Origin of the sequence: Nocardia sp. NPDC060255 (assembly GCF_042727395.1) — a bacterium.
Taxonomy (GTDB): domain Bacteria; phylum Actinomycetota; class Actinomycetes; order Mycobacteriales; family Mycobacteriaceae; genus Nocardia.
The window spans coordinates 127482-151652 of sequence record NZ_JBHXAU010000023.1; the positions used below are offsets into that span (position 1 = coordinate 127482).

Sequence of the window (24171 nt, forward strand, 5' to 3'; positions counted from 1 at the left end):
CATCTCCTTACGATCGCCACTCGCGGCTCAGTGGTTCCGGCGCGAAACCATGCCTGCCAGCACCATCAGGTCCGCGGCCGCGGCGGGATCGGCCAATGCCGCGATGGCCGCGCGCACCCGGCCGTCGGCGAGCTGCTGGGTGCATTCGCGCCCGCCCGCCGACTCGACCAGGGCGGTGGCCCGGGCGATATCCATCGAGTCCGGATCGCGGCCGTACATCGTCGCCAGCTCCGCGGCCGCCGCGGTGCCCGAACCAAGAGCCGTGACCACCGGTAGCGACATCGTGTGCCGGGCAAGGTCGCTCGCCGGTTTGCCGGTGACCTTCGGGTCACCCCAGATGCCGATCAGGTCGTCGACGAACTGGAACGCCATGCCCAGTTCCCGGCCGAACGTGTCCATCGCCGACACGGTGGGCAGCTCCGCCTGCGCGCACACGGCCCCGAGCGCGCACGCACACCCCATCAGGGCGCCGGTCTTGCCCATGGCCATTCGCGCGTATTCCTCGATATCGACCTGCCCGCCCGACCGGAACTGACAGTCTCTCTGCTGCCCCTGGCACATCTCGATGACCGCCGACTCGAGCCGGGCGACCGCCGCGGTGGCCGTCCGGCCGGGCAGGCCGGTCACCAGCACCCGGGCCGCCAGGGCATGCAGCGCGTCGCCGAGCAGCATCGCGTCGGGCACGCCCCAGATGGTCCACACGGCCGGCCTGCCGCGCCGGACCTGATCGACGTCCATGATGTCGTCGTGCAGCAGCGTGAAGTTGTGCACCAGTTCCACGGCGGCCGCCGCGGCGAGTGCGACCCGCGGGGTGGCACCGCACGCCACGGCCGCGCAGACGGTCAACGCGGGCCGCAGCGCCTTTCCGCCCGGTTGCGGGGTCGCGGTTCCCTCGGCATCCCACCAGCCGAAGTGGTAGCCGCCCATCAGGCACAGCGGTTCGGGTAACGACGAAACTGCCTCGCGCAGTAGCGGATCACACATCTTGCGAGCGCTGGACAGGATCTCTGTGGCCCGGCGGCTCGTCGCCGCCGAGGTGCTCTCGACCATCAGCACGTACACCTTCCCTTGCGGTGTCGCCGACGCCGGATCGCGGTCGCCGACGACCTGGGAACGCCGCGGCTGCTTGGTATTTCGTGGCCGCCGCGGCGTCGAAGACATCGAGGTCGCTGATCGTCTACGTCAGTCGGTCTGGCGTGCGACGAGGACGTTGTCGAGGATGCCGAGCGCGTCGGGGACGAGGATCGCCGCCGAGTAATAACAGCTCACCAGGTACGAGATGATCGACTGGTCGTCGATGCCCTTGAAGCGGACGTTGAGACTCGGCTCGTACTCGTCGGGCAGACCGATGGTGTGCAGGCCGATCACGCCCTGATCCTTCTCGCCGAGGCGCATGGCGAGAATGGACGTGGTCTGGGTGCCGCTGACCGGGATCTTGCCGCAGGGGAAGATCGGCACGCCACGCCAAGCGGGCACCCGGTGGCCGTCGACGTCGACGGTGTCCGGGTACAGGCCGCGCCTACTGCACTCGCGACCGAACGCGGCGATCGCTTTCGGGTGCGCGATAAAGAGATTGGTGCTGCGCCGCATGCTGAGCAGCTCGTCCATGTCGTCCGGGGTGGGCGGGCCGGACTCGGTGTAGATGCGCTGCTTGAGATCACAGTTGTTCAGCAGTCCGAAGTCGGGGCTGTTGACCAGGTCGTACTCGCGGCGTTCGTAGAGCGCTTCGATAGTGAGCCGCAACTGCTGCTGGGTCTGGTTCATCGGGTCGTTGAACAGATCGGCGACGCGGGTGTGCACCCGCAGCACGCTCTGCGCCAGGCTGAGTTCGTATTCGCGCGGGCTGGCGTCGTAGTCGACGAACGTGCCGTCCAAGAGGGGTTCACCCTCGTGGCCCGAGTGGATCTGGATAGCCGCCTCGCCCTGTTTGTTCTGTGGTTGCGCGGCGGCGGCCGCTACCTCGGAGAGTTGTTCCCGAAGTGCCGGTGCGTTGTCGAGTACTTCCTGGAACGCTTCCCGAGGCATGACGAGCATGGTGGTCTTGGTGACCGCCTTGACGGTGGCCGGCCAAATGGCGGACTCGTCGGTGAGGCATTCGTCGCCGAAGAAGTTGCCGCCGGCCAGCATGCCGAGCTTGGTCTGCTCGCCGTATTCACCGGAACCAATCTTGGCCAATTTACCGTGCACGATGAGGATGATCTGGTTCATCGGATTTCCGAATTCGGCGACGACCGTGCCGGGTTCGAGATCGCGCTGTTCGAATCGTTGCGCGAGCGCCTGCAGCACTTCCTCGTCTTCGACGTTGTGCAGCGCGCGCAGCTCGCGCAGTTCCTCGGGGATGACCTTGGCCTGGGAGCCGTCGATGACGAACTCGATCTCGCCGTTGCCCAGGGTGTGGGTGAGGCGGCGGTTCACCCGGTAGACACCGCCGTTGACCTGGATCCATGGCAGCATGCGGGTCAACCAGCGGGAGCTGATGCCCTGCATCTGTGGTTCGGATTTGGTGGTGGTCGCCAACTGGTGAGCGGCTGCGGTACTGAGGCTCTTGCGGCCATTACCATTGCCGTTGCCATTACCGTAACCATTGGTCTCAGTAGAAACTGGCATTTCGATTGTCATATTTGATCCTCACCTCGAAATGGTCACCCGTGGACGGTTTGTCATGGAATGTCCGAATAGGTGATCGTTCAGATTCGACGGTTGTGCACAGCGGGTCGGCAGGCGGCACGAGGCCCGCGCAACTAGTTCACTGGAGCGAATATTGGTGTCTGACAGTGCATTTCAGACGATGTCGATCTTAAACCTCGGAACCTGTTGGACGCACCCGAACTTCGATAATTAGCCGTTATTATTCGGATGGTTACGACACGTGTTCGATTGGGACACCGGCAGATAACACCTTTGCCTGGATCGTGAAAGTCCGGACAGATCACCCTCGAGTAGCTATCTTCCGGTCACAGTGCGAAACGGCGCCACCTGGTCAGGTGACGCCGTTCCGAGGCGGACTGGATTATTCGCCGGGCGGCGCGGGGGCTGCCTCGTCAGGTGGCTCGGTGGTGCGCAACAGCGAGTAGCCGAGACAGACGACACCGAAGAACAGGTACCCCAGCGCGACCTGCGGCGCGGCCGCCCAGTCCACCTCGGCGGCGTGGATCAGCCCGATCCAGCTGAGCACCGCGCCGACCAGCGAGGCGAGTGCCGCAGCGACAAAACGCTTTTCGAGCACGAACGTCACTATGGCCCCGAGTACGAGTCCGGCCAGCACCGCGCCGGAACCGAGCGTTTTCAGGCCGTCGTAGACGACTCCGGCCTGCCCGAGCGCCGCGCTGCCGACCTTGTCCGCGGACGTGCCCGCCGCACTGAGCGCGTTATCGATCAGACCGACCGCCCACTCCGCGAGGTTCGGCAGCAGCGCCGCCACGACGGCGACCGCGTGCAGTCGCGGCACCGCCTGGAAGGCCTGGGCGCCGATGAGCAGTCCGATATAGAGCAGGATCGGCACGATGGCCGGGATCGGCAGCACCGTCGCGAGCAGCCCGAAAAGCCCGAGCAGGCACATCAATCCGATGGCCGCGCCGCTGGCCAGCGAGTATCCGGTGCGTCCGCCCGCGTCCTTCCAGCCGGGATGACCGATGTAGACGGCGGGCGGGAAGGGCGAGCCGAAACCGGACCCGATGATCGCGCCGAGGCCGTCGGCGAGCAGCACGCTGCGCAGGTTGTAGTTGTCGCCGGCCGCCGCGGCGCTCTCCACGTTGCTCATCGCCTCGGTGAAGTTGTAGACGCCCAACGGAATTGCCGTCGCGAGCAGCGGAGCGAGATTGCTCAGCCCGTCGAAGAGCAGGTCGAGCCGGAGGTCGGGCAGGCCGAGCGCGATATCGTGCGCGGCCTTCGAGACGTCCGGCGCCGACATATAGCCGCCGATCCAGCCGATCGCGGTGCCGACCAGCAACGCGACCAGGCCGACCGGAATGTTGCCCGGCAGCTTCACATCGGTGAAGAAGCCGATCAGGATGATGGCGAGCACCGGAAGCCCGATCCACGCGGCCTCCCACATCTGCGCGGCGGGCCGCATGGCGATGAACGTGATGGAGATGCCCGCCAGGGTGCCGAGCATGGCTGCGCGCGGGGTGATCCTGCGGATGAACGGACCGACGAACGCGCCGATCATCACGATGACGCCGATCATGAACGCCCAGGCCAGGCCCGCCGACCAGGCCTTCATGGGGTCGTTGGTTTTCAAGTAGATCGGCAGCATGACCACGAACACGACGATGAACATGTGCGGCACGCTCGGGCCGTACGGCAACGCGGTCACCGTCGCGCGGCCCTCGCGGCGGGCGAGGCGGCGCGCCAGCAGCATGTAGTACAGGTTGCCGAGCACCAAGGCGACGCCCAGCGCGGGCAGCACCGTGCCCAGTACGTCATCGCTCGGGATCTTGACGACCACGATGGACAGGGTGGTGAGGGTCAGCACGTTCACCAGGATGTTGAACGCGAGCCCGAAGAAGGCATTGGTGTCACCGCGCGTCCACCAGGGAAGGGTAAGCGCGGCAACAGGTTCGGCTTCGTCAGTGGTTTTCGTATCGACAGACATCGGGATTTCCTCTTCGCTAAGCCGGGATGTGCGCGGACTCGAGTGCGCCGATGACCGGCGCGGAATCGGCGACCCAGCCGAAGATGCCGCCCTGCGCGGCGATCATCGCCAGCCCGGCCCGCTGGAACTCGGGGAAATACGAACCGACACAATCGGATACGACCAGACAGCGGTAACCGCGGTCGTTCGCCTCGCGCACCGTCGTATGGACGCACACCTCGGTGGTGACACCGGTGACCAGCAGTGTCTCGATCGAGTGTTGCTGCAGGACCGCCGCGAGATCAGTGGCGTAGAACGCGCCCTTGCCCGGCTTGTCGATCACCACTTCGCCTGCGAGCGGAGCCAATTCGTCGATGATGTCGTGGCCGTACTCGCCGCGGACGAGGATGCGCCCGAACCGGCCCGGATCGCCGATGCGCTGAGTTGGGTTGCCCCGCTCCAGTTTTGCCGGTGGGCAGTCCGACAGGTCCGGTAGATGGCCTTCGCGGGTGTGGATCACCGGGATGCCCGCCGCGCGTGCCGCCGCCAGCAGCCGGGCCAGCGGGTCGATCACCGTCCGGAGTAGGGCGATGTCGTTGCCGAGGCTTTCGCCGAACCCGCCGGGGAGCAGGAAGTCGCGCTGCATGTCGATCACGAGCAGGGCGGCGGTGGTTCGGTCGAGGGGGAAGGGTGTCGGTTGTGCCGGAATGTGTTGTACTGCGGTCATCTTCGTTCTTTCTGTACGAGCCGGATATCCAGATGCGCCTCGGCCAGGCGCGGCTCGTCGAGGAGTCGGGCGGCCGCCGCGAGCACCGTGTCGTCGGCGAGCGCGGGTCCGAAGACCATCGCCGACACGGGGCGTCCGTCCGATGTGCTGCCCACCGGCACCGCAATGGCGGTGAGGTCGAGCAGGTTCCCGAAATGGGTGTAGTGGCCCAGCATGGTGTTGGTGGCGATGGGGTCGGCGAGCACCTGCTCGACCGTGCAGGTGGTGCCGATCGTCGGGACTACGACGACGTCGTAGTCGACCCACATCCGGGCCACCGCCGCACGCAGTTCCTGCAGGCGCTGCTGGGCGCGGAATACGTCTACCGCGGTGAATCCGTAACCGCTGGTGAATATCTCGCGGACCACGGGCAGTATCGACTCGGGATGCTCAGCGAGGAAGGTGCCGAATTCGACGAGCCGCTCGGCGACCCACGGGCCTTGATAGAGCAGGGCGCCCGCATCCAGGAATGGCCGCAGTGTGGTTGTCACGCAGTCGAATCCGAGTCCGTACAGCCGATCTCGCACGCCGAGGTGCGCGGTGCGGAAGGCCTCGTCACCGAAGAACTCCAGCTCCGATTCGACGGGCAGCCCCACCCGGATGGGCCCGCCGCGAAAGCGTTCGCCGCGCGACCTGCTCCACGGGTCGGCCGGATCCGGGGCCGCGATCACCGCGAAGACGCGGTCGAGATCCTCGATCCGCGAGGCCATCAGCGTCAGGCAGTCGAGCGATTTGCACGCGGGCACCAGTCCGACCGTGCTGATCAGTCCGCGCGACGGCTTCCAGCCGAGAATCCCGTTGAGCGCGGCCGGAACTCGTCCCGAGCCCGCGGTGTCGGTGGCGACACAGAACGGCACCTGGCCGAGGGCGACGGCGAGCGCGGAACCCGAACTGGAGCCGCCGGAGATCAGGTCGCCGCCGAAGACGCTGCGCGGCATGGGGTATGGCGTCCGGGTGCCGTTCAGTCCGGTCGCGAACTGGTCGAGATTCGTCTTCCCGGCATACAGCGCGCCCGCGTCGAGCAGGCGCTGCACCGCCGGCGCGGTTTCGGTAGCGACATAGGCGAAGTCGGGGCAGGCCAGCGTGGTCGGCCAGCCCGCGACATCGATGCTGTCCTTCACGCCGAACGGCACGCCGTACAGCGGGAGGGTGCGGGCGCCGGGTCGCCGCTCGAGCTCCGCGGCCGCGGCCAGCAGTTGCGCGCGCGGCACCGGGGTGATCCAGGTGCCGTCGTTGCCCCGCGCCTCGACGGCATCCGCGACCCGGGCCGCGGTGCTGCTCGGCGAGCCGCTGCCGCCTGCGTGCGAGGCGAGAATCTCCGCGACAGTCGGCCCTGGATTTCGCATCTGTCGATTGTCGGCAGCGCGTGTGAAGCGGACGGCCTCACAATGTATCCGCTGTGTTAGCTGTTTCTGGGCGGCGGATGCCGCTGGGCCGGTATGTGTCGGGGTGGCGGATTAGCCTCGGGGTTATGTGTCGAAACATCACTGCCCTGCGGGGGCTAGAGCCCGCGGCGACGCCGGAGGAGATCCAGGCCGCCGCGCTGCAGTACGTGCGCAAGGTCGGCGGTTTGTCGAGTATCTCGGCCGCCACTCAGCCTGCGGTCGATGCCGCCGTCGCCGATATCGCCGCGATCACCACCCGGCTGCTGGACCAGCTGCCGGATCGTAAGGTGCCGCCGAAGTCGGTGCCGCCGTTGCGTCGGCCCGAGGTGCAGGCGCGGATTCAGGCCAGGGCACACACGCACGACTAGCCTCGCCGCCTCGGCATCGGTCGCTGTGCGTGAGTGCGGTCGGCCGATAGGTGCCTGCTATCTTGAACGTCGTTCAAGCTGGTAGTTGGAGGAAGTCGTCGTGGACGGTGTCGAGAACTCTCGTGGCTCGAGAGTTGCCTTTTCCGCGCGGGACATCGCGCAGGTCGCGGTGTTCGCCGCGCTGATCGCGGCGATGGGACTGCCCGGTGCGATCACGGTCGGATTCAGCGGTGTGCCGATCACGGTGCAGACGCTCGGCGTCATCCTGGCCGGCGCGGTGCTCGGCGCGCGCAAGGGGACGGCAGCGGTGCTGGTGTTCCTCGCGCTGACGCTGATCGGGCTGCCGCTGTTGTCCGGTGGCCGCACCGGACTGACCGCGATGGCCGGGCCGAGTGCCGGATATTTGGTCGGCTGGGTGCCCGCGGCGTTTGTCATCGGCTTGCTGACCGCGCGGATCCTGCCCAAGTATCCGCTGGTGCTCGGACTGCTGATCAATGCGCTCGGCGGGCTCGTGGTCATCTATCTCTTCGGCACACTCGGGCTGTTGCTGCGCACCGATCTGGATATCCGGCATGCGGTCAGCACCAACTTCGCGTTCATTCCCGGCGACTTGGCGAAGGTAGTGGTCGCGACGGTCGTTGCCAAGGGTGTGCATCGCGCGTATCCCGGTTTGATTCGTGCGTAGTCCGGAGCTCGGCGGCTCGGGAGATCAGCCCGCCATCGAATTCGGCGGTCGCGCTTACACTTACGGCCAGCTCGATCGTGCGATCGAGGAGTGGATCGCACGGGATGGCGCGCCCGTTTACGACGCGTCGGCGTTGTTCGTTCCGGACGCGTTGATCTGCGTCTGCGCTGCGGCTCGGCGGGGCGTGCCGGTGATCGTCGAGAATCCCGAAGCGCGGCCTGCGCGTTCGACCATTCCTTCCTCGGCATTTCTGCTGGTGACGACCTCGGGTTCCACCGGCCGTGCACGACCGCTCGCCCGTACCGCGGCGTCCTGGTTCGACAGTTTCCCGGCGTTCACCGGCATCACTGGCGTCGAGGCCATGGATCGTGTGCTGATCACCGGTCCCTTGCACGCCACCATGCATCTGTTCGGTGCGCTGCACGCATTGTGGCGGGGCGCGTGCGTGACCGACGATCCGGCGCGAGCGACCGTCGTGCACGCGGTACCTGCCGTGCTTCGTGACGTAGTCGATAAGGCACCGAAACTGCGGACGGCCATCGTCGCGGGCATTGCCCTGGACGACGGTGCCCGTGCGGCGGCGGACGGTCTCGAGATCATCGAGTACTACGGGTCCGCAGAGGTTTCGCTCGTCGCGGCACGTCGAGTGCCCGAGCCGCTTCGCCTGCTGGACGAAGTCGATGCCGAAATCCGCGACGGGCTGCTCTATGTCCGGACCCCGTATAGCGTGCTCGGTACTCCCGAATGGTTCGGCGTCGGAGACCTCGCCGAACTCGGTCCGAACCGCGAGCTCACCGTCCGGGGCAGGGGAGAATCGGCGATCAATGTCGGCGGCACCACGGTCCTCGCCGAGGACGTCGAGCGGATTCTCGGGACGCTGGCAGGTGTCGCCGCCGTAGCCGTGATCGGCTCGCCGCACGCGGTACTCGGCGAGATCGTCACGGCCGCAGTGCAACTCGACGGCGTCGGGATCGACGCGGTGCGTGCGCAGGCCCGCGGCCTGCTGATGAAAGAGGCCATGCCGCGCCGCTGGGTGCCGCTGCCGGCGCTGCCACGGACCGCCAGCGGGAAGGTGGCCAGAGGTCAGCTGAAAGACTTGCTGGCATGAACTCGGTCCCCGTGCTGGTAGCGCCGCGTCGAACGCCGATCGGCAATGCCGGGCACGGGTTCGCCGCACTGACGACCACCGACCTGGCCGCGCCCGTGTTGCGCGAGGTGCTGTCGACGCTGCGCGGGGCGGGCGTTGCCGCCGAGGTGGACGACGTCGTGCTCGGTAACTGCCTGGGACCGGGTGGGGATCCGGCCCGGATCGCGGCGTTGGCGGCGGGGTTCGGGGTCGAGGTTCCCGGCGTCACGGTTGATCGGCAGTGCGGGTCGGGTCTCGATGCGGTGATGCAGGCGGCGTTGCGGGTGCGCAGTGGGGCCGATGAGCTGATTCTCGCCGGTGGTGTCGAGTCGGCGAGTACCGCGCCGTGGCGATTCTGGCCGCCGGTCGCCGGGGCCGAGCCGGTCCGGTACACGCGCGCTCCCTTTGCCCCGCAAGGCTTTCCGGATCCCGACATGGGGGTGGCGGCCGACGATCTGGCGCGGGTTCGTGGGATCAGCCGGGAGCGGCAGGACGCGTATGCGGCGCGTTCGCACACCCTTGCCGCGGCGACCGACTTCACCGCGGAGATCGTGCCGATCGGGGAGGTGCGTCGGGACGAACGTATTCGGGCGGGGATGACCGAGGCGCGGCTCGCGCGGTTGCGGCCGAGTTTCGGGGTCGACGGGACTGCGACGGCGGGTAATTCGTGTGGCATCTCCGATGGGGCGGCGGTGGTGGCGGTGACCAGCGAGTCGCTCGCCGCGGGGCTGCCGGCGTTACGGATACTCGGGTCGGCGGTGGCCGGATCGGATCCCGCGTACCCAGGTCTCGGGCCGGTACCCGCGATACGGAAGTTGTTGCGGCGCACCGGAGTCGATGTGCAGGAGCTGGGGATCGTCGAGATCACCGAGGCTTTCGCTTCGGTAGTGCTGGCGGTCGCGGACGAGCTGGGTGTGGACGAATCGAGGATCTGCCCGCAGGGTGGCGCGATCGCGATGGGGCATCCGTGGGGTGCGTCGGGAGCTATCTTGCTGGTGCGGTTGGCAAGTCAGATGCTGCGCGCGGGCGGGCCCGCGCTCGGGCTCGGGCTCGCGGCGTGTGCCATCGGCGGTGGGCAAGGCATTGCCATGCTCGTGGAGCGTGTGTCGTGAGTGAGATCGTCTTCTCCTCGGTCAGTCACCGCTTCGGTGAGCGAAAGGTATTGCGCGGCATCGACCTTCGGATCACCGAGCGGCGGGTCGGCATCATCGGGGCCAACGGTTCCGGGAAGTCGACCCTGGCGCGCATGATCAACGGGTTGCTGGCCCCGACCGCGGGCACCGTCACGGTGGACGGCATCGACGCGGCCCGCAAGGGTGGGCAGGTGCGGCGCAAGGTCGGGTTCGTGTTCACCGATCCCGACACCCAGATCGTGATGCCGACCGTCGCGGAGGATCTCGCTTTCTCTTTGCGCAGAACAGGTTTGAGCAAGCAGGAGGTCGCGGCGCGGGTCGAGGAGATGCTGGTCCGGTTCCGCCTGCACGAGCACGGCGACCACCCGTCACACTTGTTGTCCGGTGGGCAGAAACAACTGCTCGCCATCGGCGCGGTCCTCATTCGCAGGCCCGAGGTGATCATCGCCGACGAGCCGACCACCCTGCTGGACCTGCGCAATGCCCGCGTGGTCGCCGACGCGCTGGATGCGATGGATCAGCAGGTCATCGTCGTGACGCACCAGCTGGCGCTGCTGGACAGTTTCGAGCGGGTCATTGTGATCGACGAAGGTCTCGTCGCGTTCGACGGAACGCCCGCCGCCGCCGTCCCCGCCTACCGGGAACTGGTCGAATGATCGGGCTGTACCGGCCCGGTGACTCACTGCTGCACCGAATGCCCGCGGGGGCCAAGCTGTTGCTGCTGATCGTATCGATCGTGGCGGCAACGGTGTTCGTGCGCAGCCCGATCGAGGTCGGCATCGTGGCCGCGGCGGTGGCGGGACTATTCGCCCTCGCCCGCATTCCGTTCAAAGTCGCTGTGGCGCAACTGCGTCCGATGGTGTGGATGTTGCTGATCATCGCCGTGTTCCAGGTCCTGATCACCTCGCCCGCGCGGGCCGTTGTTGTCTGCGGCGTGCTGTTGATCTCGGTGGCACTGGCCGCACTGGTCACCCTCACCACCCGCGTGACCGACCTACTCGACACGGTGACCCGCGCGCTCGGGCCGCTGCGCAGACTGGGCGTCGACCCGGATCGCATCGGTTTGCTACTGGCACTTGCCATTCGATGTGTTCCGCTGCTGGCCGGAATCGTGCACGATGTCGCAGAGGCGCGACGAGCCCGCGGCCTGCAATGGTCGATGACGGCCCTCGCGACCCCGGTCTTGGTGCGCGCCTTGCGCACAGCAGACGCGATGGGCGACGCCCTCGCCGCGAGAGGGGTCGACGATGACTGAGCTCCTGGCCGAGCGCATCGCCCGCCGCGCCGCCGAGCACCCGGACGCAACCGCCGTCATCTCCACTCGCGAGCGCGTCGGCTACCGCGAGTTCTGGTCCCGCGTCACCCGCACCGCAGCGGGCCTGCACGGTATGAATCGTGTTGCTGTACTGCCGACCTCGGACATCGATTCAGTGGTCACCGTAACCGCGGCCATGCACACCGGCGTCAGCATCGTGCTTCTGCACCGTCACCTCATGCCCGAACAACTGACCCGCGTCCTCGCACTCGCCGAACCAGCTGCCATCGTCGCCTCACCTCAACAACACCGCCGACTGCGAAAAATGGGATACGACGGACCCATCCAGACCGCCACGGCCCTGGAATCCGATGGCCCAGCCACCCGGGCTCGACCCGACACCGAACTACTGGTCGGCATCACCTCCGGCACCACCGGCGAACCAAAACTGTTCGTACGCAACCAGCAATCCTGGTCCACCACCCTCGACCGCTCCGACACCACCTTCGACATCGGCCCCCGCGACCTCGTCTCCACCCCCGGCGTCCTCGACCACACCCACTTCCTCTACGGCGCGCTACACACACTGACCCGAGGCGCGACGGTCGACCTCCGCCCAGTAATCGAATCGCTCGAAGATGGTGCGACGCACCTGTATTCAGTACCGACCATCGCCTGGGACATAGTCCGATCAGGCGCCGGGCCGTTCCCCGACGTCCGCGAGGTTCTGTCCTCCGCCGCTCGCTGGCAACGCACGGGACGGCAATCGCTACAAGAGGTCCTGCCGAACGCCTCCCTGGTGCACTTCTACGGCGCGTCCGAACTGAGCTTCGTCTCCTTCGACCGAGGACTCGGCAACCCCAACGAGAACTCGGCGGGCCAACTGTTCGACGGTGTCGACATCGACATCCGAGACGACCTCGTATTCGCCCGCAGCAACATGCTTTTCGACGGCTACCTCACCGAACACGGCGTTGCCGACGGGCCTGTCGACGGTTGGATGTCGGTAGGGGACAGAGGCCGAATGCTCGGCAACGAACTACATCTGTTCGGCCGAGCGAGCGAAATGTTGATCCGCGCCGGCCTCAACGTAGAACCCGCCGCCATCGAATCCGCCCTCACCGCCATCCCCGGCATCGCCGAAGCCGCCTGCATGGCCGTCCCCGACCATCGCATGGGCGAAGCCCCCGCCGCGGCAATAGTCGTCGACGAATCCGCCCCGAGCACCGACAAAATCTGGCGCCACCTCCGCGCCACCCTCCCCAGCCCCAGCGTCCCCATCCAAATCCTCACCCTCCCAAGCCTTCCCCGCACCCCACGCGGCAAGCTCGACCGCCAAGCCCTCGCCGCCGCCTTCAAGGACAATTACCGAGATCGGCGCGTGAACGAGACGATTCCCAAGCCTGACTACGGGGCGGCAGGCTAGCGTTTGTACAGATTGACGTGAATACAGGATTTTCTGTACTGTTCGCGCATGGTCACCTTGGTGCACAGCGACGCGCTGTCTCGGTTCGGGTACGCGCTGTCGGATTCGACGCGGTCCCAGATCCTGCTCGCGCTGCGTACCGCGCCGAGTTATCCGTCGGAGCTCGCCGATCGCATCGGTGTCTCGCGGCAGATTCTGTCCAACCACCTCGCCTGCCTGCGCGGCTGCGGGTTGGTCGTCGCCGTTCCGGAGGGGCGACGCAGCCGGTACGAGCTGGCTGATCCCCGGATCGGCCGCGCCTTGGACGATCTGGTCGGCTTGGTGCTCGCGGTCGATCCGGCCTGCTGCCCCGACTCCGACGCCGAGGGGTGCTGCTGATGGCCTCGGACCTCGGGTTGCCGAGTGTCCTCGGTGGACCGAATCCGGCACGGCGACAAGTGCTTTCGCGGCGTATCCGACTGTTCGTGGCGGCGACGATCAGCTACAACGTGATCGAGGCGGCAATCGCGTTGACCGAGGGCACTCGGGTGTCCTCGGCGGCGTTGATCGGCTTCGGACTCGACTCGGTCATCGAGGTGTCCTCCGCGGCGGCGGTGGCCTGGCAATTCTCCAGCAAGGACCCGGCAGCGCGAGAACGGTTGACGCTGCGGATCATCGCGTTCTCGTTCTTCGCGCTGGCGCTGTATGTCACCGTCGATGCGATCGGCTCGCTGCTCGGAGTCGGCGAGGCGCGGCATTCACCCGTCGGGATCGCTTTGGCCGCAGTGAGTTTGGCTGTCATGCCGGTGCTCTCCTCGGCGCAACGCCGAGCTGGGCGGGAACTCGGTTCACGGACAGCGGTCGCTGATTCGAAACAAACCCTGCTGTGCACGTATCTCTCCGCGGTCCTGCTGGTCGGCCTGCTGCTCAACACCCTGTTCGGCTGGTCGTGGGCGGACCCGATCGCGGCACTAGTCATCGCGGTCATCGCGATCAAGGAGGGCCGCGACGCGTGGCGCGGCGACGCCTGCTGCGAGATGCCGATCGCGGGCCGATCCGAAGACGCCGGCCACGACTGCGAGTGTTGCTGAAGCCTGTCACCCGGCAGCGACAGACGGCAGTGTTCTCGCACTATCAGGTGGCGCCACCGCAGCCGAATGTAGTTCTGCGGCCTGGAGCTACAGACGATTTCAACGTCCCATAATGCCGAGGAGCGAGCGCTTCTCTCTTCCAAATTCGGACTAGCACAACCGATCTCGTGGTCCCATGTCCATCGCCATGAGAACATCTGTACCAGTTGGCAACGAGCCGACCAGAAGGAGGCAACGTCATGTCCGACCAGCAGGCCACACCCAACGACAAAGGTCCGGCCCCGGTCACGATCGGGCCGTCTGGAACGACCGAGCCCGTTTTCATGCTAGTACCGACGTCGGAGGTCAAAGCCGAGGATGTGTGTTCAGTGGCTGTTCACTATGTTGATGGCGTGCCCGAACTGGTGGTCACGGGTGGAAACTGGTTCCCTGAGACACTTTCGGTCAAAGATGCTTCGGGGAGCATGATCGCCATCTACACAGTCGGCGCGGTCCCCTCGGCATCCCGACGACTTAGCGGCAGCATGATTAGCGGGGCGATCGACTACGTGTACCCGAACGCTGTCGTAATCTCGACGCCGCTGACGGGCGAGCAGGACCGGTAGGCATTAGCCTGCCGGGCCAGGTCCGGGCATCGGATGCCCTGTAACTAGCCGCTTACGGGGCGGCTCGGATCGGCCGAGCCGCGGGTCTGCCGAACGCACCATAATAGCCGATTACCGCGCGTCGCCCTTGAGGCACAACCGATTTGGCGTTGCGAAGTCCTTCGATATGGGAACATCTGTAGCGGTCGGTATCGGGCGGACCGGGAGGAGGCACTGCCATGTCTGACGAGCAAGCCACGCCCAACGCGAAGGGTCCGGCCCCGGTGACGGTTCCAGCGCAGGAGGCCGAACCGATCGCAGCCACGCTGGCTCTGGAGTATCGGGATGGCGCACCCGCGGTCGTTGTGACTGGCGGCAACACGATTCCTAGCCATCTAGCAGTGGTGGACAAAGACGGGCAGGTCGTCGCGTTCTACAGCGCGCAAGCGTCGCGCATGTTCCACCCCGAAGAGATTTCGGCCATGGTTCTCGGGAGGTGAATCAAGATCGCCATCCCTCGGTAGCCTTCCATCCGCCGGGGGGCTTTGCCGAATGGGAACGACCCGCAGCCTTGCTGGAAACGTGATGGAGTCCGGCATCCGATATTGCCGCGACCCGCGCGTTGGTCGATCGTCCAAACTGGCTGGCTGACACCACTTCCCAACGCGCGCACATCAGCGTAAGTCGTTTTGTGTCAAGCGGGTTGGTCGGTGCCCCGTGGTCTGTCGTCGTCCCGGCATAGCGGTAATGGGGTTGATTGCCCCGGCAGCGTGTAATCGGGTTGTGGGACGACAGGTCGGGGCTGCCCATGATGTGCGACGAGATCACCGGGGTGTCTCGATGCCGCGTGGGGCTCGCCCCGACCGTCCGCTCGACGGGCCGCCGTTAGGCGGCGGTCGAGATCATGGTGGTTCCCGATGCGGTGGTGCCGTGGGTGGCGATGTGTGGGTTCCAGGGTTGTCGGGTCGTGACGACCGCGTGGAGCTGGCGAAGGATCGCCGCTGCGATCACGGCCTGAGCTTGGGTGGCAGTGAGCGGGTTGGTCTCTCGGGTGGTCAGATGTCGGTAGCGGGCGGCATAAACCGGGTTGGCGCGTTGGGTGCCCCACACGCCTCGCCAGGCGGCCAGCCGTAGTCCGGGACGGCCTGCCCCGGTGAGTCGGGCGCGGCCGGTGAAGGCCCCGGATTTCTTTTCCCGGGGTGCGAGACCGGCGTGTTTGACCACTGCCCGGGCGGTGGGAAATCGTGCGGGGTCGCCGGTTTCGGCGAGGATCGCCGCGGCTCCGACCGCGGACAACCCGACGATCGAGGTGACCAGATCGGTGAGCTTGAGTTCATCGAGGATGCTGGTCATCCGGGTCTCGGTCTCAGCCAGGCGCCGCTTGGTCTCGACCCAGTCCTCGACCAGCAGGTGCACGCGTTCCAGGGCGCCGCGTCGATGCGCGAGCACCCCAGCCCGATCATCGAGTGCGGCAAAGAGTTTCCCGGTGATCCGAAAACACGGCCGCTTCGCGCCGCCGCGGGTGACCTCGCCACGGACCAGGCGCTCGAGCCGGTCTCGGCCCAACCGGCGGCTGCGCGCGAAATCGCCGCCATCGCGACCGCAGATCACCCGTAATGCCGCCATCCAGGTCCGGGACTTGAACGGTTGCTGGGCGGCGTCGAGCGCGGCCGGCCACACGCACTCGAGCAGAGCTCGGACCTGCTGGACCTGCGCGACGAGATCGACCAGCAGTTGTTCGCGGCGAGCACCCAGATGCCGCAGCCGACCCCAGGTTTCATCGACCGGTTCGGGTGCATAGCAGCGCAGTTGCGCGGTCAATCGCGCGATCAGCACCGCGTCTTTCTCGTCGGTTTTGTCGGTGGTGAGGTCCTCGGCACGGCGTGACCAGGCGGTCATCGCTGGCTGCACACACACGAACAACATGCCCCGATCAGCGGCCAGCTGTCCCAGCACTCGCCACCGATGCCCGGTCGGCTCGCACGCCACCGTCACCCCGGCGAAACCTGCCGTCGCGGCACAGGCCCCGGCCCAGTCCAAAGCAGAGCCCATGTCCCAGGCTCGGCAGCGGAACGTTCTGCGGGCCAGCACTTTCGAATCGTGGTCACACACAACGACCATCTGCTTACGGTCGGCCAGATCGATCCCGACGATCGCGTTCGTGGTCGGGACCAGGGTCCGCAACCGGGCCAGTCGCGCGTTGCGGTTGCGATCACCCCGGGACACACCGCTACCGTTATTCATGGAACGTCCTCCTCACGGCGATGGGACACCAAGCCCGACAAGCGCATCAGGAGGACGTTCCCCACGTCCCCGGAATCGACGCACTAAACGTCTTTCTATGCCGATTATGTGACGTCGGGCGGACGACCTCTCTTGCTCCGCAGCGTCGCGTCGTTCGTCTGGCCGACATCGCAGTTGCGGACCTATCGGCCGCCCCTGCCATCCAGTCGGCGCAGTTATTCGGCCAACTGGCCGGTTTCGCCGGTCGTCGCCGCGTTCTAGGTTCGAACCGTGCTCGCGATCGTAGCCAGTCGGTATCACAGACGCAGCGAACCGTGTTCTCGGTTCCTACTCTCGCCCAAAGGAACTCGGTCGTGACCACAGCAACTACCCTGTCCGGCACCTCGTCTCGACGATGGGATCGCCTCGGCCGCGCCCTGATGGCCCTCAACTCCGTAGCCGCCTTCGCGGTGTTCATCAACGGCTGCTTGCTGATGGCGGACGTGAACGAGGACCGGCTGATGGTAGAGGGCTGGCGAACCTTCGGATACCTGGTGTTCAGCGCGATGTGGGCGATGCTCGCCTACCGGCCGCGCCGGGTTCCAGCGATCTGGGAAGTGGTGATCTTCCACAAGGTGGCGGTAGCGGTGCTCGCCTTGACCATCCTGGACACCACCGAGGGTATACAGTCCGCGATCACCGACTCCACCGTCGCCGCACTCACGATCTTCGCCTACGTTGCCTGCCGTGGGTGGCAATCATGGAAGGTCATCAATGGAGATTGAGAAGCCCGGCGCCTGCGTATCATTGCTCGACGCTGCCCGCAGTGCGGCAAAGGAATTGGCGGTCGAAGCCGCCACGACCGAGCGGGATCGCAGGGTCACCGAGGCGAGCGCCGAAGCCGCTCGGCGCGCGGGGGCGTTCGCCTTGGGCGTGCGCCGATCCGAGGGCGGGCTCGAGGCCGACCTCACCACCAGGGTCGGGTTCCTGGGTGAGCTCGGGCGGGGCTGCCCGTCCACGGCGTGGATCGCGGCCACGACCTACGAAGCGAAGCGATTGTTGCAGATCGGGGTGTCGGACAAGGCGTATGCCGACGCGTTCGACGACGTCGACATCGTGGTGTGTTCCTCGGCGCGGCCGGGGCAGGCCGTGCGTGAGCCCGGTGGCCTGCGCATCTCCGGCCGGTGGCCCTACGCTTCGGGCTGCGAACTGGCCGAGTGGGCGATGCTTTCGGTGCTACTGCCCGGCGACGCTGCGCCGCAGCCCGCGGCGGTATTCGCCCGCACCAGGGACCTGGTCGTCGAGCGGGACTGGCATATGGCGGGACTGGCCGGCACTGGAAGCCATACCCTCGTCGGCCATGACGTGTGGATCCCGGACTCCCACGAACTCGACTTGCCCCGGATCGCTGCCGCACTGTCCAACATCGCGATCGCGGTGGGCCTGTTCGCACCGCTGTGGGGTGCGGCGCGCGGTGCCCTCGATGTGGTGGCCGCTGTCCTCGCGGCGCGGCCGTCGCCCAACCCTGCCCATGCCACGCTGGCCGACTCGCCCGGTGCCCGGCGAAATTTCGCTGTGGCCGCACACAAGATCGATACCGCCCAGCGCCGCATGCTCGGAATCGCCGCCGCTGTCGACGCCACCTCGCCCGGCGAGGCGCTCGCGGCCCAGGAGCGCGCGCGGCTTCGGATGGATCTGATCACCGCGGTACGTGAGTGCCGCAGCGCGTTCGAGGACCTGTTGGACCTGCACGGATCCAGCGGTCTGGACAACGCCAACCCACTGCAACGGTACTGGCGGGACTTCGCGGTGGGATCGCGCCACGTCCAATTCACCTCACACGTCGTCGAGGAGGACTACGGCGTCCTGCTGCTCGGGGTAGACGACGCACCCTCCGGGATGCTCTGAACCCTGTCGGCCGCCCGGCCGAAGTGCCGATAAGACCGGCTTACCGACTCAAACGCTGTGGCGGGGTCCGGCCGATTCCTCGCCACCGCGGCCGGCTTCGCCTGAGTCTTGCTGAACGAGAAGAGATCTCGCAGCTCGACCCCGGTAGATACCCATCCGTGCACAAAGCCGGGACGCACCTGCGCGACCACGACGACCGCGAGCAGTTCCTCAACGGCATCGATCTCATCCTCGCCGGTATCGCCCCGAATTTCCGGCCGGCTTGGGCCGGAAACTCGGGGCGGTTCACGCGGATACGCTGCTGGAACTAGGACGACTCGCCGCTGTCACCCATGCGCGCCGAACCGTAGTGCTGACTCCCGTTCGCGAACATCCGCTGCCAGGATTGACGACCGGAGCAAACAGCTCACCTCGCCGTCTCTCACAGACCGGAGCACGATGATGAACCTCAGCGGCGATTCACCGAATACTGCACGTTCGGAATACCGATACGTCACCAGTCGATGTTCGTACCTTTGGGCGGTGTGTGTCGTGGTTGAATCCGGTTTGTGGGGAATGGATTCGACACCGTGTCGGTGCGACGGGCGACCAAGTCGGATATCGGAGCGATTCGGCGAGTGCTCGCCGCGAATGCCGCCGACGCGTCGTTGTTTCAGCAATCCGGCCATCGGATTCGCCGCGATCTCGACGACTTCGTGATCGCGACGGAGGATGGGCGTCCGGTGGGGTGCGCGGCGCTCCATCGCCACACGCGCGCGAACGCGGAGATCTTGGCGGTCGCGGTCGATCCGGTCGCGCACAGCCGAGGCGTGGGCGCACTGCTCATGCGGGCGTGCTTGACCGAGACAGCACGATCGGGGGCCACTTTTGTGTGGCTTGCTACCGCAAAGCCCGAGTACTTCGCTCGCTACGAATTCCGCCCCATGACGAAGTGGACACTTCCTCCGCGAGTTGTCCTCCGCAAGTTTCGACTGGTGTTCGAGCAGCCAGTTCGGCGTTGGGTTCCGGCACTACTCGGGCGGCACACGTTCATGAGATTGCCGGTTGCGCCAAACTCTGGAGTTCCCACTCCTTCCCAGTGATCACCGGCCGTACAAGGTGCGGCGTCGTGACCTCGCCGATTGCTCAGAGCGATGTGGCCTCAGCCGACTCCGGCAACGCACTCTCATGCCGCTGGTCGGGGGTTCTTCGCGGCGAGATCGGCCGCGCCACTGAACGTCTATGCCGCAGAGTGCAGGCTCGGTCCGACATCGGGTAGGGCCGGACCGAGCTAGTGGATCGTGCGCGCTAGACCCCGGCCATCGTCTGGTCGTCTATTCCTGCGACTGGGGCGTTCTTTTCGATCGACTCGATGCCGTTCTTGCACGCAGCCTTGGGCTCATGGGCTTCACCGACTGCGATGATTTCGCCGTTGGCGGCCTTGAGTCGGAAGCGGTACTTGTTGGCTTTGTCCTGGTAGATCTCGAACTTCGCGGCCATTCCAGTTACCTCAGCTCTTGTTGACTGGATAACGCCTGACCTCCCGACGGGTAGGTGATCCGTGCGCCCGTCAATCGGCAAAATCGCCATCTGGTTGTCGAACAGCAACCAGCCGGCGGTGTCGTCGCGCCGATGTGTCGGATGTGGTGCGATCGTGGCCCAGTGGGTCCAGACGGCGATGGGATCCATCGGTCGCTCGAATCTGGGTTCCGTTCGCTGGCTTCGGGTGTCGAGGCGTTGCTGCGGGACGGCTGGCTCGGTGCGTCGGCAGGCAAGTTCAGTGAGTTGTTTCAGTCCGTGCGAGGTGAACTCGAGCAGCTGCTGAGTGAGGCCGATCAGATCGCGGCCACCGTGCCCGAGGTGGTCGACAGTGTTGTCGGCAGTGACCAGTCGCGCGCAGATGGTCTGAGTAAGACTCAGAGTTCGTTGGACTTGCAAAGGGGACAGGTGGATTCAGGGCAGGGCTATGCGGTCGATCTGGAGATGCTCGAGAACGTCGAGACTCGGATGACCGCGTTCGTGGGATTCTGTCGGGACCAACTCGACGCGATCGAGCAGTCGGTAGTGCCCGATCACGGTGATGATGGGGCACCGCCGGGGTAGTGGCTGAAATGTCGTGCACGTTCGTGAACACCCGTCGGTGGACACGCAATTATCTTGACATGACAAGAATATGAACACGAATCATGTTCATGCTAAAGTGCAGGCGGAGGTTCTGAAGGGGGACCTTCTGGCGGATTCGCCTGTGGCTCAGGCCAATTCGATTCATTTGATTGCTCGATAATTTGCGCACGGGGGCGTTCATGCGTATTCGCAGCTCAAAGGCGGGACTTTTCGGATTACTGACCAGCGTGATGGTCAGCGCGATAGGTAGCGGCACCGCCGCTGCCGAACCGCTAGCGGATAAGTCGCGGGAGACCACCACCGACGACGGCTGGCAGATACGAATCACCAAAACCGACGAAAACCTCGACAGATACCCGAATCTCGCCGCCACACCGTTCACCCGGGAAGGATTCGTCAGCCTCAAAGCGATCACCGACATCGACGGCACGGGTACCGCACCGGTGAACGCTGGAACTATCTCACTTGGCTATCAGATCGGTTGCCAAGTCGACGTAACCAACGGTCTGACAATCGGATTGGCTATCGGCCCGAACATCAGCATCGGTATCACCACTCTGGGTGTGGGCGGTAGTGCGAGCATCGCACCGACGGTGAACCTCAAACCCGGCACCATTACCACCATTCCGTTCGCAACCAAGCCCTTGGCCGGACCCCATGGCTCGATCACCTCCGACCAGGTCCACGTCAAAATCGACGGCTGTATGGGCCCGGTGAGCCTGCGCTCCTACGCGCAAGTCAACATCTCCACCCCCACCGCGGACAACTCCCTGGCCGTCTACGGCGACCCGATCTACCTGTGAGACAACCGATGTCACCTCACAGGACAGCCGCGCGGCGCGCGTTGGTCCGGCGTCGCGTCAGCATCGTCGTCGCGGTCGCGGCCCTGGCCGCCGGTATCGGTCTGATAGTCGCCGCGAACGGCACTCCCGATGCGGACGCCAAACCGATCAACCCGAACGTGCCATGTCCACAATGGCAGGAAATGCATCCCGGCTGGCCGTGCTGGGGCAACTTCCCCGAGATCGAGGAACCCACAGCCCCCACGCTGCCATCGACACCCGCGATACCCACCGGACCGCCGTCCGCCCTGCCGGCTCCACCGCCTGCCGCGGCACTGACCCCGCCGCCGCCGGCCCCGCCGCCCGACCCGTGCCGGGCGATCGTGCCCGTCATCGACTATGTGCCTCCGGCATTGCCGGGAAACGACCCTGTCGCACCATGTTCCGCGGGCGGTGGCCCCCGCGCGGGCGCTCCCACACCACAGTCGTCGGGGCCGGAAGTGAATCAGCCGGGTCCGGAGGCGAACCAACCGGGGCCGGTCCTGAAACCGGGTAACACCGTTCCTCCGCCGACACCGCTACCGGCTGAAATCCCGGTCGGGCCGAAGACATGGGAGATAGCGAAGCTTTCGCCTATCTTGAGCGACCAATGGCACCAACTCGTCAAATCAGGGTGGCAGGTGAAATACGGCGACCCAGGTGGCGGCGACTACACCGAATATCGAACCAAGACGATCGTCGTAGATCCGAGCGAAAAGGACGCAGGCCCCGTCCTGGTCCAGACGCTGGCGCACGAATTCGGTCATGTCTTGTATCCGAGTGGGGACAATGTGGATAGTCGATTGCAAAGCGAAGGCGCGGCCACGTTGAACAACATCCGCGTCCAACGCGAAATCCTGGCAGCCGGCGGACCGGATATCACAATCGCTGGAGCCGACACACCCGAAGTGGTGACTATGTTCAACGATGCCTACGATGAATACGCCAAGAGCGGCTACACCCAGGACGCTCACGACAAGGCCGCGCAGACGATCGGAAATTGGTACGCCGACAATGTGCACCCATCAACATGTACTGCGAAAACCTATCGGCAGTACTACGAGGAAGGCTGCTGATGGCGAGTCGAATACGGCCCCGCAGAGCACTGTCCAGCCTGACCATGATCGCAGGGGTGATGGTGATAGCCGTGACTGCATGTGGAACCAGCGACGGCAAGGAGCCGTCGAACGACGTGCGGTCGATGGACCTGTGGCAGTTCGTCGATTTCGCCGAGCAGAACACTCCGCTGACTCCCGACCGGGTCTCGAAACTGCTTGGCATCGAGCTGAAACCAGAAGACCAGAACCCGCGACGCAACTCAGGGGGGCCGGTCACGCTGTCAGGAGTCGAGATCACGAATATCACCGCCGCAGGCAGCGGTGACGACTGGTTCGCGTCGTTCGACATCAAGAGCGGGCAATGCATAACGCAAGGTGATGTTAAAAAACGGTATCCGGACCTGAAGCCGACCGGCGCTGTCGAACGCAACGCGCCGGGTCAACCGGTCGAAATGAGTTCCTATCAACCAGCGGCCCAGATCATCTTTTCCTTCCGGCAATCCGACAAGTGCATGGCAGGGTTCGGGCTACAGCCACCGAAGAAATAGCAGATCTGGTATCTGGGCCTTCCTGATGGGTAACCGCTTATTTCGAACCGTCGGCTGGTCCTGCTGAGACGGTGCGGAAGCCTGCGTTGCCCCATGGTGGCGTCCGGGGTGTTCGAGGATCGGGCGGCCGTGCGGTATCTGGTGCAGTAGCTGTCGTGGCACAGGTATGAGCCGCCGCGCAGTACCCGCGACTCCCCGGCGGCGGCGCCTTGTGGATCCCGAACATGCGCTGTTCGGGCGTCGTGGCAATAGGTGTTCGGGGAGAATCGGTCGTAGCACCATTCCCAGACGTTGCCTGCCGTCTGCCGCGCGGGGATGGTGCCGCTTAGCCGGGGTTGGGCGGTATGGAGTGCGTGGCGGTGGGCGACGCGGTGTCGCGTGGGTTGCCGAGTTTGCGTTTGAAGGCCCCGCTGAGGGCGAAAGCATTGGAGCAGCCCACCTCACGGGCGATGGCCCGACTGTGGCGTCGGTGTCGCGCAGTCGTTCGGCGGATCCGTCTCACAAAAGAGACAGATCTGTCTTGTTGCTATCGTTTGTGTCCGAACTGGCATTTTCGTTGTCCCGCATCGACATCCGAATCAACGATCGGAACGGAATGTTCGAGTACAACCCTGAAATCATCGCCGAGTTCCGTGCCAACAGCGGCCGGGTCGGCGGCCGATTCGCCACGCTCGATCTGGCATTGATCACCACTGTCGGCGCCCGAACCGGCCTGTCGCGCATCACCCCCGTCGTCTACTTCACCGACGACGGCGACATTTTCGTCATCGCCTCTGCCGCCGGTTCCGACCGGAATCCGGCCTGGTATTACAACCTCGTCGCCAACCCGGAACTCACCGTTGAGGTCGGCGCCGACAGGTACCGGGCCAAAGCGACGCCCACCGAGGGCGAGGAACGCACCCGGTTGTTCGCGAAGGCCGTAACCGTCCAACCGGGTTTCGCCGAGTTCGAGACCAAGACCCGGCGGCGGATCCCGGTGCTGCGCATCACCCGAATCAGTTGATTTGTAGCCCGGCCGCGGAACTTCCGATAGACGTCCTGTATTGGCTCCCCTTTAGGTCAAGCCCCTAGCAGTGGTCTTGGGGTTAATCTGTTTGATGGGTCCGGGTTGTGGCTTGTCCGAAGGATCGGTGTGCGGG

Annotated in this window: 27 protein-coding genes and 1 pseudogene; 20 read left to right on the plus strand and 8 right to left on the minus strand. The window is 65.6% G+C overall.

The window, feature by feature from the left end:
* Positions 1-27: 27 nt before the first annotated feature.
* The 5 genes from ACFWF1_RS33355 to ACFWF1_RS33375 all read right to left on the minus strand — a co-directional run bounded on the left by ACFWF1_RS33355 (position 28) and on the right by ACFWF1_RS33375 (position 6685).
* The gene (locus tag ACFWF1_RS33355; RefSeq protein ID WP_379290678.1) at positions 28-1050 is read right to left on the minus strand and encodes a polyprenyl synthetase family protein; all 1023 of its coding nucleotides are present in this window, start codon (positions 1048-1050) and stop codon (positions 28-30) included.
* A gap of 132 nt (positions 1051-1182) precedes the next feature.
* Entirely contained in the window at positions 1183-2607 is a 1425-nt protein-coding gene (locus ACFWF1_RS33360; RefSeq protein WP_379290508.1) for a family 2B encapsulin nanocompartment shell protein, read from the minus strand.
* A gap of 403 nt (positions 2608-3010) precedes the next feature.
* Positions 3011-4594 (minus strand): regulator, encoded by a 1584-nt coding sequence (locus ACFWF1_RS33365; protein ID WP_379290506.1) that lies wholly within the window; start codon positions 4592-4594, stop codon positions 3011-3013.
* 16 nt (positions 4595-4610) lie between these two features.
* On the minus strand, positions 4611-5300 hold the full coding sequence (locus ACFWF1_RS33370) for a cysteine hydrolase family protein (RefSeq protein WP_379290505.1): 690 nt from the start codon (positions 5298-5300) through the stop codon (positions 4611-4613).
* Entirely contained in the window at positions 5297-6685 is a 1389-nt protein-coding gene (locus ACFWF1_RS33375; protein ID WP_379290503.1) for an allophanate hydrolase, read from the minus strand. The genes ACFWF1_RS33370 and ACFWF1_RS33375 overlap by 4 nt, the downstream gene beginning before the upstream one ends.
* Positions 6686-6810: 125 nt before the next feature.
* Here ACFWF1_RS33375 and ACFWF1_RS33380 point away from each other — a divergent pair, with 125 nt between their 5' ends.
* The 11 genes from ACFWF1_RS33380 (at position 6811) to ACFWF1_RS33430 (ending at position 14871) form a co-directional block, all read left to right on the plus strand.
* On the plus strand, positions 6811-7092 hold the full coding sequence (locus tag ACFWF1_RS33380; RefSeq protein WP_357390138.1) for a DUF2277 domain-containing protein: 282 nt from the start codon (positions 6811-6813) through the stop codon (positions 7090-7092).
* Positions 7093-7192: 100 nt separating this feature from the next.
* Positions 7193-7777: a biotin transporter BioY gene (locus ACFWF1_RS33385; RefSeq protein ID WP_379290501.1), complete on the plus strand. Its 585-nt coding sequence runs from the start codon at positions 7193-7195 to the stop codon at positions 7775-7777.
* Complete coding sequence (locus tag ACFWF1_RS33390) at positions 7770-8885, plus strand: class I adenylate-forming enzyme family protein (protein WP_379290499.1); 1116 nt, start codon at positions 7770-7772, stop codon at positions 8883-8885. Before ACFWF1_RS33385 ends, ACFWF1_RS33390 begins: the two co-directional genes overlap by 8 nt.
* On the plus strand, positions 8882-10015 hold the full coding sequence (locus ACFWF1_RS33395; protein WP_379290498.1) for a thiolase family protein: 1134 nt from the start codon (positions 8882-8884) through the stop codon (positions 10013-10015). Before ACFWF1_RS33390 ends, ACFWF1_RS33395 begins: the two co-directional genes overlap by 4 nt.
* The gene (locus tag ACFWF1_RS33400) at positions 10012-10692 is read left to right on the plus strand and encodes an energy-coupling factor ABC transporter ATP-binding protein (protein WP_379290496.1); all 681 of its coding nucleotides are present in this window, start codon (positions 10012-10014) and stop codon (positions 10690-10692) included. Before ACFWF1_RS33395 ends, ACFWF1_RS33400 begins: the two co-directional genes overlap by 4 nt.
* Positions 10689-11291 carry an energy-coupling factor transporter transmembrane component T family protein gene (locus tag ACFWF1_RS33405; RefSeq protein ID WP_379290494.1) on the plus strand — a complete coding sequence of 201 codons (603 nt, stop codon included), beginning with the start codon at positions 10689-10691 and terminating at the stop codon, positions 11289-11291. Before ACFWF1_RS33400 ends, ACFWF1_RS33405 begins: the two co-directional genes overlap by 4 nt.
* Positions 11284-12717 (plus strand): class I adenylate-forming enzyme family protein, encoded by a 1434-nt coding sequence (locus ACFWF1_RS33410; protein ID WP_379290493.1) that lies wholly within the window; start codon positions 11284-11286, stop codon positions 12715-12717. The genes ACFWF1_RS33405 and ACFWF1_RS33410 overlap by 8 nt, the downstream gene beginning before the upstream one ends.
* 48 nt (positions 12718-12765) lie before the next feature.
* A complete protein-coding gene (locus tag ACFWF1_RS33415; protein WP_379290491.1) occupies positions 12766-13095 on the plus strand; it encodes an ArsR/SmtB family transcription factor in 330 nt (109 codons plus the stop codon).
* Positions 13095-13787 (plus strand): cation transporter, encoded by a 693-nt coding sequence (locus ACFWF1_RS33420; protein WP_379290489.1) that lies wholly within the window; start codon positions 13095-13097, stop codon positions 13785-13787. The genes ACFWF1_RS33415 and ACFWF1_RS33420 overlap by 1 nt, the downstream gene beginning before the upstream one ends.
* A 239-nt stretch (positions 13788-14026) precedes the next feature.
* Positions 14027-14392 carry a hypothetical protein gene (locus ACFWF1_RS33425; protein WP_379290487.1) on the plus strand — a complete coding sequence of 122 codons (366 nt, stop codon included), beginning with the start codon at positions 14027-14029 and terminating at the stop codon, positions 14390-14392.
* Positions 14393-14610: 218 nt separating this feature from the next.
* Entirely contained in the window at positions 14611-14871 is a 261-nt protein-coding gene (locus tag ACFWF1_RS33430) for a hypothetical protein (RefSeq protein WP_379290483.1), read from the plus strand.
* 385 nt (positions 14872-15256) lie between these two features.
* Here the strand turns inward: ACFWF1_RS33430 and ACFWF1_RS33435 are convergent, their stop codons facing one another.
* Positions 15257-16615: an IS110 family transposase gene (locus ACFWF1_RS33435; protein ID WP_379290481.1), complete on the minus strand. Its 1359-nt coding sequence runs from the start codon at positions 16613-16615 to the stop codon at positions 15257-15259.
* 353 nt (positions 16616-16968) lie between these two features.
* Here ACFWF1_RS33435 and ACFWF1_RS33440 point away from each other — a divergent pair, with 353 nt between their 5' ends.
* The 4 genes from ACFWF1_RS33440 to ACFWF1_RS33455 all read left to right on the plus strand — a co-directional run bounded on the left by ACFWF1_RS33440 (position 16969) and on the right by ACFWF1_RS33455 (position 19584).
* Complete coding sequence (locus ACFWF1_RS33440) at positions 16969-17379, plus strand: hypothetical protein (RefSeq protein WP_379290479.1); 411 nt, start codon at positions 16969-16971, stop codon at positions 17377-17379.
* Complete coding sequence (locus ACFWF1_RS33445) at positions 17369-18502, plus strand: acyl-CoA dehydrogenase family protein (protein WP_379290477.1); 1134 nt, start codon at positions 17369-17371, stop codon at positions 18500-18502. Before ACFWF1_RS33440 ends, ACFWF1_RS33445 begins: the two co-directional genes overlap by 11 nt.
* 158 nt (positions 18503-18660) lie before the next feature.
* Positions 18661-18813 (plus strand): hypothetical protein, encoded by a 153-nt coding sequence (locus tag ACFWF1_RS33450; protein ID WP_379290475.1) that lies wholly within the window; start codon positions 18661-18663, stop codon positions 18811-18813.
* 264 nt (positions 18814-19077) lie between these two features.
* Entirely contained in the window at positions 19078-19584 is a 507-nt protein-coding gene (locus ACFWF1_RS33455) for a GNAT family N-acetyltransferase (RefSeq protein WP_379322249.1), read from the plus strand.
* A gap of 205 nt (positions 19585-19789) precedes the next feature.
* Here ACFWF1_RS33455 and ACFWF1_RS33460 read toward each other — a convergent pair whose 3' ends face one another.
* Positions 19790-19981, minus strand: coding sequence for a YegP family protein (locus ACFWF1_RS33460; protein WP_379290676.1), 192 nt, complete (start codon positions 19979-19981; stop codon positions 19790-19792).
* Positions 19982-20278: 297 nt separating this feature from the next.
* On the opposite strand from ACFWF1_RS33460, the gene ACFWF1_RS33465 reads away from it, so the two are divergent.
* The 4 genes from ACFWF1_RS33465 (at position 20279) to ACFWF1_RS33480 (ending at position 23032) form a co-directional block, all read left to right on the plus strand.
* A complete protein-coding gene (locus tag ACFWF1_RS33465) occupies positions 20279-20584 on the plus strand; it encodes a hypothetical protein (protein WP_379290472.1) in 306 nt (101 codons plus the stop codon).
* Positions 20585-20784: 200 nt separating this feature from the next.
* On the plus strand, positions 20785-21408 hold the full coding sequence (locus tag ACFWF1_RS33470; RefSeq protein WP_379290470.1) for an MspA family porin: 624 nt from the start codon (positions 20785-20787) through the stop codon (positions 21406-21408).
* Positions 21409-21887: 479 nt separating this feature from the next.
* Positions 21888-22502: a hypothetical protein gene (locus ACFWF1_RS33475; RefSeq protein WP_379290468.1), complete on the plus strand. Its 615-nt coding sequence runs from the start codon at positions 21888-21890 to the stop codon at positions 22500-22502.
* A gap of 44 nt (positions 22503-22546) precedes the next feature.
* The gene (locus ACFWF1_RS33480; RefSeq protein WP_379290467.1) at positions 22547-23032 is read left to right on the plus strand and encodes a hypothetical protein; all 486 of its coding nucleotides are present in this window, start codon (positions 22547-22549) and stop codon (positions 23030-23032) included.
* Between the two features lie 37 nt (positions 23033-23069).
* On the opposite strand, the pseudogene ACFWF1_RS33485 reads toward ACFWF1_RS33480, so the two are convergent.
* Positions 23070-23337: pseudogene (locus ACFWF1_RS33485) on the minus strand (formylglycine-generating enzyme family protein); the annotation flags it as partial.
* 230 nt (positions 23338-23567) lie between these two features.
* Here ACFWF1_RS33485 and ACFWF1_RS33490 point away from each other — a divergent pair.
* A complete protein-coding gene (locus ACFWF1_RS33490) occupies positions 23568-24035 on the plus strand; it encodes a nitroreductase family deazaflavin-dependent oxidoreductase (protein WP_379290465.1) in 468 nt (155 codons plus the stop codon).
* Positions 24036-24171 lie beyond the last annotated feature (136 nt).